This window comes from Streptomyces sp. NPDC001315 (assembly GCF_042896175.1).
Classification (GTDB): domain Bacteria; phylum Actinomycetota; class Actinomycetes; order Streptomycetales; family Streptomycetaceae; genus Streptomyces.
On sequence record NZ_JBIAWZ010000010.1, the window covers coordinates 111,138 to 127,903 of the forward strand.

Annotated in this window: 19 protein-coding genes; 14 read left to right on the top strand and 5 right to left on the bottom strand. The window is 70.4% G+C overall.

What is annotated here, in order from left to right; genetic code table 11:
- The first annotated feature begins 5 nt into the window (after positions 1–5).
- From ACFY16_RS26075 to ACFY16_RS26140, 14 genes are all read left to right on the top strand, one after another.
- Entirely contained in the window at positions 6–989 is a 984-nt protein-coding gene (locus ACFY16_RS26075) for a hypothetical protein (protein WP_390649603.1), read from the top strand.
- An 83-nt stretch (positions 990–1,072) separates the two neighbouring features.
- Complete coding sequence (locus ACFY16_RS26080) at positions 1,073–1,762, top strand: RraA family protein (RefSeq protein ID WP_390649604.1); 690 nt, start codon at positions 1,073–1,075, stop codon at positions 1,760–1,762.
- A complete protein-coding gene (locus tag ACFY16_RS26085) occupies positions 1,759–2,427 on the top strand; it encodes an RraA family protein (protein WP_390649605.1) in 669 nt (222 codons plus the stop codon). Before ACFY16_RS26080 ends, ACFY16_RS26085 begins: the two co-directional genes overlap by 4 nt.
- 5 nt (positions 2,428–2,432) lie before the next feature.
- Positions 2,433–3,401, top strand: coding sequence for a PDR/VanB family oxidoreductase (locus tag ACFY16_RS26090; protein WP_390649729.1), 969 nt, complete (start codon positions 2,433–2,435; stop codon positions 3,399–3,401).
- Positions 3,402–3,456: 55 nt separating this feature from the next.
- A complete protein-coding gene (locus ACFY16_RS26095) occupies positions 3,457–4,488 on the top strand; it encodes an amidohydrolase family protein (protein WP_390649606.1) in 1,032 nt (343 codons plus the stop codon).
- 63 nt (positions 4,489–4,551) lie between these two features.
- Positions 4,552–5,829, top strand: a complete 1,278-nt coding sequence (locus ACFY16_RS26100) for a Rieske 2Fe-2S domain-containing protein (protein ID WP_390649607.1) — start codon at positions 4,552–4,554, stop codon at positions 5,827–5,829.
- Between the two features lie 35 nt (positions 5,830–5,864).
- Complete coding sequence (locus tag ACFY16_RS26105; RefSeq protein ID WP_390649608.1) at positions 5,865–6,059, top strand: hypothetical protein; 195 nt, start codon at positions 5,865–5,867, stop codon at positions 6,057–6,059.
- Entirely contained in the window at positions 6,056–7,204 is a 1,149-nt protein-coding gene (locus ACFY16_RS26110) for a zinc-binding dehydrogenase (RefSeq protein WP_390649609.1), read from the top strand. The genes ACFY16_RS26105 and ACFY16_RS26110 overlap by 4 nt, the downstream gene beginning before the upstream one ends.
- Positions 7,194–7,994: an ABC transporter ATP-binding protein gene (locus ACFY16_RS26115; RefSeq protein ID WP_390649610.1), complete on the top strand. Its 801-nt coding sequence runs from the start codon at positions 7,194–7,196 to the stop codon at positions 7,992–7,994. Before ACFY16_RS26110 ends, ACFY16_RS26115 begins: the two co-directional genes overlap by 11 nt.
- Positions 7,991–8,821: an ABC transporter permease gene (locus ACFY16_RS26120; RefSeq protein ID WP_390649611.1), complete on the top strand. Its 831-nt coding sequence runs from the start codon at positions 7,991–7,993 to the stop codon at positions 8,819–8,821. The genes ACFY16_RS26115 and ACFY16_RS26120 overlap by 4 nt, the downstream gene beginning before the upstream one ends.
- Before the next feature lie 62 nt (positions 8,822–8,883).
- Complete coding sequence (locus tag ACFY16_RS26125; RefSeq protein ID WP_390649612.1) at positions 8,884–9,951, top strand: ABC transporter substrate-binding protein; 1,068 nt, start codon at positions 8,884–8,886, stop codon at positions 9,949–9,951.
- Between the two features lie 198 nt (positions 9,952–10,149).
- Entirely contained in the window at positions 10,150–10,953 is an 804-nt protein-coding gene (locus tag ACFY16_RS26130) for a D-glutamate cyclase family protein (protein ID WP_390649613.1), read from the top strand.
- 219 nt (positions 10,954–11,172) lie between these two features.
- Entirely contained in the window at positions 11,173–12,291 is a 1,119-nt protein-coding gene (locus ACFY16_RS26135) for an XdhC family protein (protein WP_390649614.1), read from the top strand.
- 252 nt (positions 12,292–12,543) lie between these two features.
- The gene (locus ACFY16_RS26140; protein WP_390649615.1) at positions 12,544–12,945 is read left to right on the top strand and encodes a hypothetical protein; all 402 of its coding nucleotides are present in this window, start codon (positions 12,544–12,546) and stop codon (positions 12,943–12,945) included.
- Positions 12,946–13,545: 600 nt separating this feature from the next.
- On the opposite strand, the gene ACFY16_RS26145 is transcribed toward ACFY16_RS26140, so the two are convergent.
- From ACFY16_RS26145 to ACFY16_RS26165, 5 genes are read right to left on the bottom strand one after another with little or no spacing between them, the layout of a single operon-like run.
- On the bottom strand, positions 13,546–14,088 hold the full coding sequence (locus tag ACFY16_RS26145) for a hypothetical protein (protein ID WP_390649616.1): 543 nt from the start codon (positions 14,086–14,088) through the stop codon (positions 13,546–13,548).
- 22 nt (positions 14,089–14,110) lie between these two features.
- Complete coding sequence (locus ACFY16_RS26150; RefSeq protein ID WP_390649617.1) at positions 14,111–14,941, bottom strand: large ATP-binding protein; 831 nt, start codon at positions 14,939–14,941, stop codon at positions 14,111–14,113.
- Positions 14,938–15,606: a hypothetical protein gene (locus ACFY16_RS26155; protein ID WP_390649618.1), complete on the bottom strand. Its 669-nt coding sequence runs from the start codon at positions 15,604–15,606 to the stop codon at positions 14,938–14,940. Before ACFY16_RS26155 ends, ACFY16_RS26150 begins: the two co-directional genes overlap by 4 nt.
- Complete coding sequence (locus tag ACFY16_RS26160; RefSeq protein ID WP_390649619.1) at positions 15,603–16,091, bottom strand: hypothetical protein; 489 nt, start codon at positions 16,089–16,091, stop codon at positions 15,603–15,605. Before ACFY16_RS26160 ends, ACFY16_RS26155 begins: the two co-directional genes overlap by 4 nt.
- Positions 16,088–16,708, bottom strand: a complete 621-nt coding sequence (locus ACFY16_RS26165) for a DUF4913 domain-containing protein (RefSeq protein WP_390649620.1) — start codon at positions 16,706–16,708, stop codon at positions 16,088–16,090. The genes ACFY16_RS26160 and ACFY16_RS26165 overlap by 4 nt, the downstream gene beginning before the upstream one ends.
- Between the last annotated feature and the right edge of the window lie 58 nt (positions 16,709–16,766).

Consider the following 16,766-nt stretch of genomic DNA (forward strand, 5'->3'; position numbering starts at 1 on the left):
TACGGATGGCCCAGATCGTCGGTGGAATAGGCACGTCGCACAGCCCGATGCTCCTCAACGAGCCGGACCTGTGGCGTGAGCGGGCGGACCAGGACCGCACCAACCCCGAACTCTTCGACGAGTCCGGTGTGCTGCGTACCTTCGAGGAGCTGGGGGCGGCGGCCGGCCAACGCTTCGCCGGCGAACTGGGCGAGGAACTCTGGGAGCGGCGCCACCGTGCCTGCCACGACTCGATGGACCGGCTCGCCCGCGAGATCTCGGCGCTGGACGTCGACGCGGTCGTCGTCGTCGGTGACGACCAGGGCGAAGTCTTCGACAAGTCGATCCAGCCCGCGATCGGGATCTACTGGGGTAAGGACTGGCACACCGGCATCCTGGAGAACGCCCCTGCCGGGCAGTTCTTCGAGAACGTCAAGGTCGGCTACGCCATGGACGACGTCCACTTCTTCGAAGGCGCGCCCGACCTCGCCCACGATCTGGTGACCGCCGGTGTCGCGCTCGGCTTCGACATCACGTCGCTTCAGGAGATGCCCCCGGGCCGGGGTTTCGGGCACGCCTACGGCTTCGTCATCCGCAGGCTGCTGGGCGAGCGGAACGTCCCCGTTGTCCCGGTGCTGCTCAACACGTACTTCCCGCCCAACCAGCCCACCGCGGCCCGCTGTTACGACCTGGGCCGTGCCCTCGCCGAGGGGGTGCGCCGCTCGGGCAGCGACCGCAAGGTCGTCTTCGCGGCCTCGGGCGGTCTGAGCCACTTCGTGGTGAACGAGGACCTCGACCGCGCGGTCCTCGAAGCGATCGTTGCCGGCGACGCCGGATACCTCCGTTCGGTCCCGCAGGAACTGCTGCAGTCGGGCTCGTCCGAGATCCGCAACTGGATCACAGTCGCCGGCGCCATGGAGGGCCGAGCGGTCACCTGGTCCGAGTACATCCCCTGCTATCGCACGGCCGCCGGTACCGGCTGCGGGATGGCGTTCCTGCGGTGGGAGTGAACCCGCCCCCTCCGCCCCAAGGCGGGGACACCGGCGGCCCGCCGGAGCCATCGCCCATCGCCGACTGCCCCGGGAGAACCCCTATGAGCTTGACCCCCACCGATCTGCTGAGCCGGCTCGCCGCGCTGGACACCTGTGCCGTCTCCGACGCCCTCGACCGTCACGGCCTGACGGGCGCCGTCCCGGGTGTCGTGTGCCGGACCGGACAGTTCAAGGTCGTGGGCCGCGCGGTGACGGTCGAACTCGCTCCGGCCGGCCGGACCGCGCCCGCCACCGGACCTGACGGAAGGCCACGGCACCTGTGCACGGCGGCGGTCGCCGCCTCCGGACCGGGCGACGTCCTGGTGGTGTCCCACCCGGGCGGAGTGATGGCCGGATGGGGCGGACTGCTGTCGCTGGCCGCGTCGCTGCAGGGCATCGAGGCCACCCTCCTCGACGGCCCGTGCCGCGACGTGGACGAGAGCCGCGAATGCGGCTACCCGGTGTTCGCCCCCGATGTCACCCCGATCACCGCTCGCAGCCGGATCGTCGAGGCCTCCTGGGGCGAGCCGGTGACGTTCGCAGGCGTGGCGGTCACCCCAGGCGACCTCGTCCTCGCCGACGGCAGCGGCATCACCTTCGTCCCCGCCCAGCAGGCCCACGAGGTCGTCGCCACCGCCGAGGCCATGGCGGCCCGCGAGGCCGCCATGGCGGCCGACGTGCGCGCGGGCATGCCGATCACCGAGGTGATGGGCGCGAGCTACGAAGCACACACGGCAGGAGCAGCTTCATGACAACGACCGAACTCTCGCCCGAACTCCTCACCGCGCTAGGGGATCTGGAGACCCCGACGGTGAGCGACGCCCTGGACAGGCTCGGGATCCCCGGCCAGTGCCTCGGCATCATGCCGCTCGACCGCGGCTTCAAGATGGCCGGCCCGGCGTTCACCGTGAAGTACTGCGACGACTACGTCACCGGCGGCAGCGTCGGCGACTTCGTCGACGACATCGCTCCCGGACAGGTGGCGGTGCTCGACAACCGAGGCCGCCTCGACGTCACCGTCTGGGGCGACCTCATGACGATCCTCGCCGGCCGCAAGGGCGTCGCCGGCACCGTCGTCGACGGTGTCTGCCGCGACGTACGCCGCGCGCTCGCCCTGGACTACCCGCTCTTCACCCGCGGCAACTGGATGCGCACGGGCAAGGACCGGGTCCAGCTGGAAGCGGTCGGCGTGCCGGTGGAGATCGGCGGTGTCGTCGTCCGGCCCGGTGACGTCCTTGTCGGCGACGCCAACGGCGTGGTCGCCGTCCCCGCGCACCGGGCCGAGGAAGTCCTCGAGGTCTCCCGGGACATCGAGGCGGCGGAAGAACGCATCCGCGAGCAGGTCCAGAACGGCGTGAGCCTCCGCGAGGCGCGGAAGCAGGCGGGTTATCACTCCCTCCAGACGAGGGTCGGGTGAGCGCGGTGACCACCGAGGAGCACACCCTGCGGCTGCTGCTGCGTCAGATCCAGTACGAGGCGGACGGAGTCGTCTCGCTCCTGCTGACCGACCCGGCCGGTACGCCGCTCCCCGCATGGCGGCCCGGAGCCCACCTCGAACTCGAACTTCCCTCGGGCCTGGTACGCCAATACTCCCTGTGCGGCGATCCGTCGGACCGTACGGGCTACCGTGTCGCCGTGCTGCGCGAGGACGGGGGACGCGGCGGGTCCAAGGAGATCCACACCGCACTCCCCGTCGGCACCCAGCTGACCGTACGCGGCCCGCGCAACCACTTCGAACTCGCCGAGTCCGACGCGTACGTCTTCATCGCCGGGGGCGTCGGCATCACCCCGATCCTGGCCATGATGCGGTCGCTGGCCGGACACAAGCGGTGGGAACTGCACTACGGCGGGCGCACCCTGACCTCGATGGCCTTCCTCGGCCAACTGGCCGAGTACGGTGGAAACGTGGAGATCGTCCCCCAGGACAGGGAAGGGCTCCTCGACATCGAGGGAATCCTCGCAGGAGTCAAACCGGACGCCCTCGTCTACTGCTGCGGGCCCGAGCCGCTGCTGACGACCGTGCGGAAGCGGTGCGAGGAACTGGGCATCGCCGGCCGGCTCCACATCGAACGGTTCTCCTCCTCCGAGGAGGCGCTCGCCGAAGCCGAGGCCGCCAGGTCCGGCGACGGCTTCGAGGTCGAACTCGCCCGGACCGACCGCGTCGTTTGGGTGGAGAGCGGCCGCACCGTGTTGGACACGCTCCGCGACGTCCTGCCCGAGCTGCCCTCGTCGTGTGAGGAGGGCGTCTGTGGGACGTGCGAGGTGCACGTCCTGGACGGGATCCCCGAGCACCACGACCAGATCCTGAGCGACGCCGAGCGCGAGGAGGGCATGTCGATGTTCATCTGCGTCTCGCGTTCGAAGTCCCCGCGGATCGTGCTTGACCTGTGAACCCAGCGTCCGACACCCGCCCTTCGGCCATTCAAGCTAAGGAGACGATTCCGTCTTGACCGTCATCGACATCCACGGCCACGTCAGCGCTCCAGCGGAGCTCTACGCCTACCGGTCGATCCTCCTCGCAGGACGCGGCGCCCACGGCCGCTCCGGCGTGAAGCTGCCGCCGGCCGGTGTGCTCAAGGCCGCCGAACGCCACGTCGGCCTGCTTGACGCGGTCGGCACCGACATCCAGCTGATCTCCCCGCGGCCCTTCCAGCTCATGCACTCCGAAGGGCCGGCCGACATCGTGCGCTGGTGGGCCAGGGCCACCAACGACGCGGTCGCCGCCCAGGTCGCCGCCTTCCCCGAGCGGTTCCGCGGCGTCGCCGCGCTCCCGCAGGCCGTGGGCACCACCCCCGACCAGTGGCTGGACGAGCTCGAACGCTGCGTCGGCGAATTCGGCTTCGTCGGAGTGCTCGTCAACCCCGATCCCGCCGAGGGCCAAGACCTCGGCATCCCACGGATCGGCACCGAGTGGTGGTATCCGCTCTTCGAGAAGCTCGTCGAACTCGACGTCCCGGCCCTGGTTCATTCGGCGGGCTGCAAGTCCACACGGGAGTCCTACAGCGAGCACATGATCACCGAGGCCAGCCGGACGGTGATCTCACTCGCCGAGAGCCGCGCCCTGACCGACTTCCCCGGCCTCAAGCTGATCGTGTCCCACGGCGGCGGCTCGGTGCCCTACCAGATAGGCCGCTGGCGCGCCGCACGCTACCTCGAGCAGACCGAGGTCGAGTCCTACGACTCCAAGGGCGGCGAACCCCTCCCGGAGGTCGAGCACTTCGACACCTCGCTCTCCCGGATCTGGTTCGACTCTCTGGTCCACGACGCGCACAGCCTCGACCTGCTGCTGCGCGTCGTCGGCGCCGACCGGGTGCTGTTCGGCACAGAGGTCCCCGGCAGCGGGTCGCCGGTCAATCCGGAGACCGGCCGCTCCTACGACGACATCCTCTCGCTGCTCCAGTCCCTCGACTGGCTCGGAGCCGACAAGCGTCAGCAGATCACCGAGGGTAACGCCCGCCTTCTCTACACCCGTATCTGAGAACGCACCACCGTCCCGTGGTCCGGAGCCGAGCCGCGCCCGGGCCGCCGAGAGGAGAAGCCGATGAGGATCACACCTGAGCTCAACGAGCGCCTGACCCGCGTAGGACCTGGTACGCCGATGGGTGAGCTGTTCCGCCGCTACTGGATCCCCGCCTGCCTCAGCGAGGAGATCCCGGAGCCCGACTGCCCGCCTATCCGGGTGCGGCTGCTCGGCGAGGACCTCGTCGCCTTCAGGGACAGCGCGGGCAGCATCGGCCTGCTCGACGCCTACTGCCCGCACCGCAAGGCGCCCATGTTCTTCGGGCGCAACGAGGAGTGCGGTCTGCGCTGCGTCTACCACGGCTGGAAGTTCGACACGCTCGGCACCTGCGTCGACGTCCCGACCGAACAGCCCGACAGCAAGTTCCGTTTCCGCGTGAACATGAAAGCCTACCCCACCTACGAGGCCGGCGGCATCGTGTGGACCTACATGGGCCCCCAGCAGCTCACGCCGCCCGTGCCGGACCAGGAGTGGCTGCGCGCCCCGGCCACCCACCGCCGCGTCTCCAAGACCGGCGAGCACTGCAACTTCCTCCAGGCGATCGAGGGAGGCATCGACACCGCGCACAGCTCGTTCGCGCACAACAACGACCTGGAGAACCCGCGGCTGCTGCGCAACCTCGACCGGCACCCCCGGCTCGACGTCGATTTCACCGACTACGGCTTCCGCTACGCCAGCCTGCGCAATGTCGGGAACGACACGACGTACCTGCGCATCTACCAGTACCTGATGCCGGCGCAGCAGTGCCGCGGCTTCTTCGTCGGCCTCGACGGCAGGCAGCCCGAACTCCCCGGTGTGTTCGGCCACATCTGGGTGCCGATCGACGACGAGCACACCTACGTCTACAACACGCTGTACTCGATGGACGACCGGTTCCCCATCACCGACGAGTGGTGGGAGGAGCACGAGTCGGAGATGGGCAGGGGCAAGGACGAGAACATCCCCGGCAGCTACTGGCTCATCCGCAACCAGTCCAACGACTACCTCATCGACCGCGAGGTCCAGCGCACCAAGACCTTCACCGGCATCCAGGGAGTCAACACCCAGGACTTCGCGCTCCAGGAAGGCATGGGCCCCATCGTCGACCGCAGCAGCGAGGCGCTCGGCTCCACCGACCGCGCCGTGCTCGCCTGCCGCCGGCTGCTGCTGCGCGCCATGGACGACGTGGAGGCCGGCCGGACACCTCCTGGAACCGATCCCGAGGCGGTCGCCGAAGTGCGCGGCGCGGACGCGCTCGTACCCCACGGCACCGACTGGAAGGACGCCGCCAAGACCATGACCCTCGCCTACTGGCACTGACCGGTCCGCGGCCAGCACAGAATCGAAGGAGCCCGATGCAGCAGCACCATGTCGTGGAGATCCGCGCGACCGGGGTGACACCGGAGCTGGTGACCGAGCGCATGCAGGAAGCACTCGACAAACACGACGCCGACGGCTGGCAGTTGCGGACCATCCAGCCGATCATCTACAACTCGTCCACCACCGGCTACCTCATCCTGGTCTTCGAGCGCGAGCAGGTCGGCGCATGAGGACCGCGGTGAAAGCCGGCGACATCGTCACCGCCGCGGTGACCACGGCACCCGGCCGCACGGAACTGCGCGAACTCCCGGTCCCTGAAACCGGTCCGACCGACGGGCTGCTGCTCGTCGAAGCGGCCGGGATGTGCGGCTCGGACGTCAAGATGTACGGCGCCGACCTGCCCGAGCGGGTGATGGGCCACGAGAACGTCGGGACCCTCGCCAACGTCGGCGAGATCGCCGCCGAGCGGTGGGGATTCGCCGACGGGGACCGGGTGCTCCTGGAGGAGTACCTGCCGTGCGGCCACTGCCACTTCTGCCGTACGTCGGAGTTCCGGTCGTGCCTCGCGTCCGACACATCGGCCAACCCCGGCGCCGTACGGTTCGGGTCGACGCCGCTGTCCGTGGCGCCAGCAATCTGGGGCGGCTACGCCGAGGTGATGTACGTCCACCCGTCCGCGGTGCCGCATCGCGTCCCCGGCTCGGTGCCGTCGGCGCTGGCCACCCTGGGGCTGCCGCTCGGCAACGGCTACCAGTGGGTCTGTCTGGACGGCCGGGTGCGCGCCGGTGAGACGGTGGTCGTGCTGGGGCCGGGACAGTCCGGCATCGGGGCGGTCGTGGCCGCCAAGCAGGCGGGCGCCACAGTGATCGCGGTGGGCAGGGCGAGGGACAAGGCCCGGCTCGAGGTGGCCCGCCGCCTCGGCGCCGACACCGTGGCCATGACCGGACCGGACGGCGACACCACCGAGGCCGAGGTACTCGAGAGAGTCCTCGGTCTCACCGGGGGCAGGGGCGCCGACCTGGTCGTCGACGCCGCCGCCGGCAACGACGACACGGTCTGCTTCGCCGTGGACCTCCTGGCGAAGAGGGGCCGCCTCGTGCTGGCGGCGGCCTCGGCCGAGCCGCTCAGCCGTTTTCCCGTATGGCAGCTGTCGCGCAAACAGATCGGCGTCCAGGCCGTGCGCGGCCACAGCTGGGAGTCGGTCGAATGGGCGCTGGCGCTCCTGGCCTCGGACACGTTGCCCCTGGACCTGATGTCCACCTACGAGGGCGGCCTCGCCGACGTCGACTACGCCCTGCGCGCGACCGCGGGGGAGACCGGCACGCCGGTGCTGCACGCCACGATCCTGCCCCAGGGGAGCCCGAATGCCCGATGAGCCGAAGGTGTTGGTACGTGGCCTCGAGGTCGACTTCACTGTCAGAAAACGGATCGTGCGGGCGCTCGACCGCGTCGACCTCGACATCGCGCGGGGGGAGTTCCTCGTGATCGTCGGGCCCTCGGGCTGCGGCAAGACCACGTTGCTGCGGGCGATGGCCGGCCTGGAGCAGCCGACCGGAGGCCGCATCGAGGTCAGGCCGGCTCCGCCCGGCGACGGCGACGGGCCGAAGACGGAGAGCGCCATGGTCTTCCAGGAACACGGCGTCTTCCCCTGGATGACCGTCACGGACAACGTCGCGTTCGGGCTCAAGGCGCAGGGCGTGCCGACACGCCGCAGGCGGGAGATCGCCGGGCGGTATATCTCGAAGGTCGGCCTGGATGCCTTCGCTGCCGCCTACCCCCATCAGCTCTCCGGCGGCATGCGCCAGCGGGTGAGCCTCGCGCGGGCGTTCGCCACCGATCCCCAGCTTCTGCTGATGGACGAGCCCTTCGCGGCGCTGGACGAGCAGACGAAGCTCGTGCTGCAGGACCTGTTGCTGACGATCTGGGAGGAGACGGCCAAGACGGTCGTCTACGTCACGCACTCCCTCGACGAGGCGCTCGTGCTGGCCGACCGCGTCCTCGTCATGAGCGGTCGGCCGGGCCGTGTCCGGGAGATCGTCGACGTGTCCGCCGTCTTCGAACGCCCCCGGTCGGTGGAGTCGGTGCGTACCGATCCGCGGTACGGCGAGATGTTCGGCCGCATCTGGAACCTGTTGGCGCCGGAGACGGCGGGGGTGACGGAGTGAGCGCGGCGAGCACCGCGGACGCCGCGGCCCCCGCGGCGTCGCCGGGCCGCCGGATCCGGGTGGTGCGCAGGCCGATGAGCCGCCGGACGACCCTGCTGCTGTCGGCTGCCTCCTCCGTCGGGTTTCTGGTGGCCTGGGAGCTGGCGTCCCGGACCGGACTGCTGGACGCGCGTTTCTTCCCCGCGCCGACGGCCGTCGCGGCGGCGCTGGCCGAAGCGGTGGCGAATGGAGAACTGTTCGGCCACCTCGGCATGAGCCTGTCCCGCATCGCTGTCGGGTTCGTGATCGGAGCGGTTCCGGCCGTGCTGCTGGGGCTCGTGATGGCGCTGGTGCCCGTGGTGCGCGCGCTCGTCCAGCCCCTCATCGATGCCACCTTCCCGATCCCGAAGCTGGCGATCCTCCCGCTGTTCATCCTGGTCTTCGGCCTGGGGGAGACCTCGAAGTACCTGGTGATCGCGGTGACGGTCTTCTACATCGTGCTGGTCAACACCGTCTCCGGGGTGGCCGGCATCGAGACCGCGCGGTTCGAGGTGGCCGCGAGCTTCGGCGCGAGCCGGCGCATGACCTTCTTCGACGTCGCGCTGCCCGGCGCGCTGCCGATGATCATCGCCGGGCTGAAGCTCGGGATGAACGTCGCGCTGCTGGTCATCGTCGCGGTGGAGTTCACCGGTGCCGAGAGCGGCCTGGGCTACCTCATCTGGAACAGCTGGCAGGTCTTCCAGATCGAGCAGATGTACGTGGGACTGGCCACCACGGCGCTGCTCGGCTTCGCCTCGGCGGCGCTGTTCGCGCTTCTGGAGAAGTGGCTCGTGCCGTGGAAGTCCTGACGGCGCGCCTTCGGGGGACCGCGGCGCCCCACCTCGGTCCCCCTGATGATTGGAGAAAGCACATGGCAAGCGCATTGCGGTGGCGGCGGCTGGCCCGCCGCGTCGCCGGATTCACGGCGTTGGTGTCCCTGGTGTTCGCCGCCGCCTGCGGCGGCGACACCACGGGGCGGAACGACGCGGGCGGCGGGCTCACCACCGTCCGGGTCAACTCCGTGGGAGGGGCCGCGGACGTCCCCCTGTACATCGCGAAGGAGAAGGGGTTCTTCGCCGAGGAGGGGTTGCAAGTCGAGTTCGTGCCGGTGAAGAACACCAGCGACCTGCCGGCTCTGCTGTCGGGCGGTGAGATCGACTTCGCCATCGGACAGCCGAACGCCGCCTTCTTCAACGCGGCGGCGACCGGACTCAAGGACCCGGTGGTGCTCGCCACCAACACCTACGACGTGCGGACCCGGATTCCCGGGCTGCTGGTGCGCAAGGAACTGGCCGACTCCGGCGAGGTCAAGACGGCCGCGGACCTGAAGGGCCGGAAGATCGCGGTCATCGGCCCCTCGACCAGCAGCCAGTACTTCGCGGAGAAGGTCCTTCAGGGCGCCGGGCTGACGGCCTCGGACGTGAAGTTCACCGTCCTCGGCCTGCCCGACATGGTGACCGCCCTGTCCAGCGGCGCGGTCGACGCCGCCTGGATGTTCGAGCCGCTTGCCTCCAAGGCCGTCAAGGATGGCGCTGGCGTCCGGATCGCCTCCGTCGGCCAAGTGGCGCCCGGCTTCCCGAGCTGGGTGCAGGCGAGCGAGAAGATCATGGGGAACAGGAAGACCGTCCAGGCGTTCGTGAACGCCCTGATGAAGGCCATCGCTGGCTACGACGGCCTGCTGAAGCCGGACGACCGCGACGCGATCGTCGCCGTGCTGGTCAAGTACACCCAGCAGAAGGACGCCTCGGACTGGGACGGTGTGGAACTGCCGACCGTCAATGTCGAGGGCGCCTTCGACCAGTCCGTGGTGGACGCCTTCCAGGCGTATCTGATCGACAAGGGCGTGGTGAAGACACACACCGACGTGGCGAAGCTGTCGGACTTCAGCTTCCGGGACGCCTACCTCGCCGCGGCCTCTTCCGCCGCAGCACCGCGCTGACGGACGTTCGCGGCCGGTTGGCAGAAACAGCGAAGGCTTGCACTGTTTCATCTGGAACGCCGGCACGTCTGCACGACCTACTTCCTCGGCAGCCCCATGCGGCTCACTGTGGGGTCCGTATGGACAATTCGATGGGCGATACACCGAGTTCACCGTCTCGGGGACCAACGCCGCCCGTGATGCACTCAAGGAGACGCTATGGGACGTGACGTGACCACGGGCGCGGTGACCGACCGCGCCGCTTTCGGCGACCCGGCGAGCCTGCGCACGCAGATCGCCAAGGGCGAGTGGGACGGGGCTCTGGACACCGTGCCCGAGGGCTACACGCAAGCGAGCGTGGTGATCCTGCCCGGTGAGCACGCGGCCGACTTCCACCGGTTCTGCCAGCGCAACGCCAAGGCGTGCGGGCTGCTGTGGATGTCCGCGCCGGGCGACCCCAGCCCCGGCCCGCTCGCCCCCGGGGGCGACATTCGCACCGACCTGTACCGGTACCGCGTCTGGCGCGACGGGCGCCTAGTGGACCGGGTCGGCGACGTCAGCGGCCTGTGGCGGGACGACCTGGTCACCTTCTACCTCGGCTGCAGCCTGACGTTCGAGCACGCGCTGGACCGGGCGGGGGTGGTGCGCGGGCCCGGACGCGTCTACACGACGAGCATCCCGTGCGAGCCCGCCGGTCCCTTCGCCGGCCTTCTGGCGGTCACCATGCGGCCGATGACGACGCCCAACGCCATACGGGCGATCCAGGTCACCTCGCGCTTCCCGGCCACCCACGGAGCGCCGGTGCACTTCGGCGACCCGTCGGCGATCGGCATCGCCGACCTGTCCGCGCCCGACTTCGGCGCGCCGCCGGACCTCGCCCCGGACGAGGTCCCCGTGTTCTGGGCCTGCAGCGCGACCGCGGTGATGGCGGCCGAGACGGCGGCGCCCGACCTGATGATCACATTCGACCCGCCGTACATGCTCGTCACCGACCAGCTGATCGAGCAGACCTCCGTCTTCTGACGGTCCCACCGTCCGGCCGGAGCGGCCGTCGCCGCCGCCCGGTAGCGCCGGCTGCTCACTCCAGGAGGGCGATCTCGGAGCTCTGCTCTTACGAGGCCGCACCGCGAGGTCGCCCGACCGCCCCATCTGACGGGCGGCCGGCGACCGCCACGAACAGCCCATCCGGGGGGCGCCCTTGCGTCTGACGGGCCTTCGGCACATCGGCTGAGGAGGATCGCAATGATCGAGATCGCCGCGGATCTGCGGCAGTGGTGCGAGGACGGCCGCCCGTTCGCCCTCGCCACGGTGACCGGGGTCCGGGGCAGCGCCCCCCGTGGGGCCGGTGCCTGCGTGGCCGTCGATGCCGGCGGCCAGGTCCTCGGAAGCATCTCCGGCGGTTGTGTCGAGGGAGCGGTGTACGACCTGGCGAGGGACGTGCTCGCCACCGGCGAGCCGCAGTGCGCCGCGTTCGGCTACAGCGACAGCGACGCCTTCGCCGTCGGGCTCAGCTGCGGCGGCACGATCGAGGTCCTGGTCCGCCCGGTCACCAGCACCGCCCGTGCCGTCCTCAGCCGGGTCCTCGTCGCCATGGCCGAGTGCCGCCCTGTCGCGTTGACCACCGTCGTGGGCGGTCCCGCACACCTGCTGGGCGCCACCATGGCGATCACCGAGCACGACGACGCCGGAAGCCTCGGCCACCCGGGCCTGGACCTGGCCGCGAGCCGGGACAGCCGCGCCCTGCTCACGCTCGGCCGCGACGGCGCACACCACTACGACCCGCACGGCGGTTGCGATCCGGCCGCCGGCGAGGTGACCGTCCTCACCACCGTGCACAGCACCCCGCCGCAGATGCTGGTCTACGGTGCGATTGACTTTGCGGCCGCCGTGTCCCGGATCGGCAAGTTCCTCGGCTACCGCGTCACCGTCTGCGACGCCCGCGAGGTCTTCACCACCGCCCAGCGCTTCCCCGCCGCCGACGAAGTGGTCGTCGACTGGCCGCACCGCCACTTGCGCGCACTCGCCGACAGCGGCGCCCTGGACACCCGCACAGTGGTGTGCGTCCTCACCCACGACGCCAAGTTCGACCTGCCGCTGCTCGAACTGGCCCTGTGGCTGCCGCTCGGCTACGTCGGCGCCATGGGATCCCGCCGCACCGACGCCCAGCGCCGCGACGACCTGCGCGCCGCCGGACTCGGACCCGCGGCACTCGCCCGGCTGCACTCCCCGATCGGGCTGGACATCGGCGCGACCACCCCGGAGGAGACCGCCCTCTCCATCGCTGCCGAGATCATCGCCACCCGCGTCGGCGCCCCAGAGCGCAGGCTCAGCACCACCAGCGGTCCCATCCACCGCCGATGACGGTCTCCCCGGTAGGTTCCGACATGTCGTCACCAGCGGACTCGCCGTGGCGAGCGGCTGACCGGCCCGGCCCGGCACACTGCGGCGCCCGTGCGGAGTCTCACACGCGTATCCGCAGGGGTCGGATGTTCATGCACGCGCTGCCGTGCCCAACGCCGCCGGCGCATCGCCGGGTATGCCGGGGAGTGTCAGGAATGAATCAGGTGGACACCCATTCCGAAGGGACACCTGATGGGTGCGAAGAATGGTCACTTGATCGAGACGGCTGACGGCGTGTCGGTTGCGGTGCTGGACCGGAGCGTTGACGGTGCGGATGTGGCACACATGACGACGAAGGGCCGTGAGGCGGCCGTGGGTCTGGGGCTGAGCCCCCTGGTGCTGGACGAGCTGGCGGAGCTGGCGGCTGAGCGGGTCCGTGCCGACGGCGGGTTGCGGCTGATGGGCGAGGGCGGGCTGCTGCCGGAGATCGCCCGTCATCTGATGCAGGCCGCGCTGGAGGCGGAGATGGACCTGCACCTGGCCGAGGAGGCCGGCCGTACGGGCGGGAGGGGTTCGCGCTCGGGAGGTAAAGCCCGCAACAGCGTGGAAGACGTGATGCCCTTCGTTCACGAGGTTGTTGCGGCGGCGGAAGCCGAGGCCCGGCCGGCCACCTAGCGCGACCTTGCAGGAGTGCGGGCGGCGCGATCCGCGCGGATCGCGAACCCCGAGGGGGTCCGGACCCCCTCGGCACGTGCAAGGAGGATCCGAAGCCGGAGGAGGAACGCGGGCCGTCACCCCCCTGCCTCTCAAACCGGAGATCAGTCCAGCTGAGGGTACAGCGGGCGTCGTACGGGCCCTGGCGGTGGCGGGCGAGGAAGAATCCGACGGGTTCGCCGAGCTCGGCGGCCCACCCGCGACGTGATCACCCCGGCAACTCGTCACTCACCGCCGTCCCCAGGAGGGGGCCGCTCCACGCACACACCCGATCTGCGTCCCGTCAGCTCAGGACTTCCTCGAAGAAGAGGCACACCCCGTGAACCTTGACAAACCTGATTCCACATAATGCCCATCTCGTCGTGAGTCAGTTTCCAGCCCACGTCGAGGAGGGGCCGGAGGGCGGGATCGCCGGTGAAGGTCGATCCGGCCAGGTATCGCGGGGTGACGTGGTACTCGCGCCACCGCTCGTCGTTCAGGTCGTACGGCACGGCTCCTCCAAGGGTGTGGTCAGCAGCGGTGCGCGGCCGGGAAGGGCGAATCGGGCGGCGCGGGATCGGATCAGTGAAGGTCGCGCTCGGCGCGTAGACGCTGGAGCACCGTGCCGAGGCGGCCGTTGCTGACGTGGATGCCGCGGGCGCGCAGGCCCTGGCGCAGGGCTTCGCGGTTGAGACGGGGCAGACGGGCGGCGACCTGTCGGGCGACGGCTACGAGGTCCTCATCGCCCGATGCGGGTCCGGTTCGCCGGGCCGAAGGCCGGCGGGCGGCAGGGTGGTCCAGCAGGAGGCGGACGTCCAGCAGGTCCCAGACCGCCTCGGCTTCCGACTGCTCCTGGCGTTCGAGGTCCACGACTTCGGCCGCGTACCGCAGCACGAGGTCGTCGAGGGCGTGCTCGCCGGAGCGGCAGCGCTGCCAGGCCGCGTCGAGGTTGCGGCGGGCGGCACGGCCATGGGCGTTCGTCTCGGCCAGGCCGCCGAGCCGCCGCAGCGCGATCGGCAGAACGGGAGCGCCCGAACCGTCGTGCGCGCCGTCGCGCCGGAGGTCCTTCAGCGGGCGGCCGTACCGGTGCTCGACCAGGTGGCGGGTGTAGGTCACGGTGGACATGAGGGTCTTCCTTCCGGGGATTTCATCGGGAGCGGGAGGGCTTGGCGGTCGTGCCGGCGGGGGAAACGGGCGTGGGGTTGGTTACCGCACTGCCAGGAGCCGAGGCGGGGTTGCTGCGGCTGAGGGCAGCGGATACACGCGGCGTTGTTGTCCGGGAGACCCGGAGTGCCTCCTCGCCCTGCGGTGTGAGCGACATGAGCTGCCCCGGCCGGTACGGCGACGTGCTGGTGTCCTTCTCCAGCAGCCTGTCCGCGAGCAGCCGCTCGGCGGTCTCGGCTAGTACCTTCGGCCGGTTGCCGTCCCCGTCAGAGAGCCAGGTGTGGCCGTAGACCGCGCTCTGGTGGAAGCGCAAGCTGCCCGTTGCGACTGCCTCAAGAGCCGCGAGTTGGCGACCATCCGTGATGGCCCAGTCGTCGTCCCGCCTCGGTGTCTGCTCCGGGGCCGGGCCCAGGCTCTGGAGGGGTGCCTTCGAGGCTGGCTCGGCGTCGGACTCGGGCAGAAGGCGGTGATACGTGGACACGGCCCGGGTCAGTTGCTCGTAAGCCGCACTCCGGCGGGCGGCGAGCAGCTCGATCTGCGGACCCGTGGTGCGCAGGATGCCGTGCCAGCCATACATGCCAGCGTGATCGTCCCGTCCGACGGGCTCAAGAAGCTCGATCGCGGACTCGGCGGCGCGGGTCAGCTCGCCGTGAAACTCGTCGACATTGCGGGCGGCCTCGGCGACCATCCTTCCGACGAGGTGAAGTGGGTCGCGGGGTGGATGGTCGTCGCTCAGCGTCCAGGGGTCCTCGACTCCGAACTCTTCGGCGACCAAGTGCGCGCCGGGCCGCTTCGTCATGTCATGGGGGTTCATACGGCCGCCTCCATCCGGGCGAGCAGGGAGCGCACCAGGGTGGGCAGGCTGTCGGGCCCCTCGCCGATCCAGACGTGGTCGGTTCCCTCGCCGAGGACGTACGCGGCGTCTTCGAGCAGGCTGCTGGATATCTCCATGCAGGCGTCGGTGATTCGGGAGGCGGCGAGGAGGGACCTCGAGAGCACCTCGACGTAGTCGCCGGGGCTGAGGCCGGCAGCCTCAGCGGCCCTGCGGATGGCGGCCAGCTCCAGCGCGCTGAACGCGAAGTCGAACTCATCCTTCTGCTCCGCCGACGAGGGCGCGGCGAAGGCCGGGTCCGGAGGCTCGGCGGGGATGCCGACACGTGTGCAGATCTGGTCCACGGAGGCGGTCAGCTCGGCGAGGGACTCGGTGAGCCAGCCGAGCGCGGAAGCGTAGGACGCCAGAGTGAACAGGCCGGCGGGGGTGGAGGGAAGTGGCTCCTTGATGACGAACTCTTCGAGGCGGTCGTTCAGCTCACAGACCACCCGGGGGCCGACGGACAGCGCGCCGAGGACGGGATGCAGGTAGGAGCGGCCTGCGGAGGTGGGGTACTCGGTGGTCAGGACCCCGGAGACGCTCTGCGCGGCGTCGGTGAGCAGCCCGGCCAGTTCGGTGCGGGCCAGGGGCGTACGGTCGTCGGTCATCGCATGGGGGCCTTTCGGGAGGCGGCGGGCGCGGTGGGCCTGGCTGCCGCCGGTGCGCTGGTTGGGAGGGGCGCAATCGGGTCGAATGTGTGGGGGGATCGGGACCGGGCTGCCTGGACTCGGGCTTCGGCTGCCGCGTCGGTGTCGGTGGGCCGGTTGAGGTTGGTGCGGTTGGCGCGGAGCTGGGCCGTGCGGTAGACCGCGTAGTCCTCCCGTGCACCGGCCGCAACGAGGTAGATCTCGCGCTTGTGGGTCGAGGTGGGCGGGGCCGGGCGGAACTGGATGACCATTCGGTAGGAGACCGCCGGGTCGACGTAGACCTTGTGGTAGCCCGCGAGGCGGCCGGTCAGTGGCAGGCAGTCGTCGCTGCCGTGGACCAGGTTCTGCAGTTCCAGCAGCGCCAGGTCACGGATTTTGTCGGGAAGTTCGCGCAGGTCCGCGATGGAATCCGGGTGGGCGGCGAAGGCGAAGCGGGCGCTGCTCACACCGGCCTCCGAGGGTTCGGTCGCTGGGTGGCTTCCGTCAGCTCGGGCGCCGGGGTGGCCAGCACACGGTGGTTGGGCCGGGTGGGGCTCGTCGTGCATGCGGCGAAGGGGCCGTCGGGGGCTCGGAGATGAACCAGGGCCTGGTCAAGGTGGTCGCGGTGCCACGTCGAGGGACCGGACAGGCCGGCCTCGGCGTCAGTGAGCTGCTGCCACGCGAGCCAGAGCGCGTGCAGCCGGGCAACGGCCTCGGGGTGCTCGTACCACCGGTCGCACCACGGCCGGGTGGTGCTGATCTCCCGTCCGTAGACGGGCAGGAACAGGTAGTTCACCCAGTCGCTGAGAGCAGCCAGCTCGACGGCGTATGCCTCGCCGCCCAAGGCGAGGATGAACACCGAGGCCGCGGCGCCGGCCTTGTCGGCGCCGGCCGTGTCTGCGGTGGAGGTGTCGTCGATGGGCCGAGGGGCGGAGACGGGCTCGGAGGCGAGGCGGTCGAGGATGACACCGTGCTGGCGTACCTCCGCCATGGTCTTGGCGAGGGTGCTGGCGAGATCGTCGAGATCGCCGTCGGGAACGCGGAACGGCTCGGGCTCGGGGGTGGCCTTGCTGGGGTCGGACATGGCGGATCCAAGGGAGTGAGCGAGCAGGGCGTGGGCGAAATGCGGCGCGCTCTTCTGG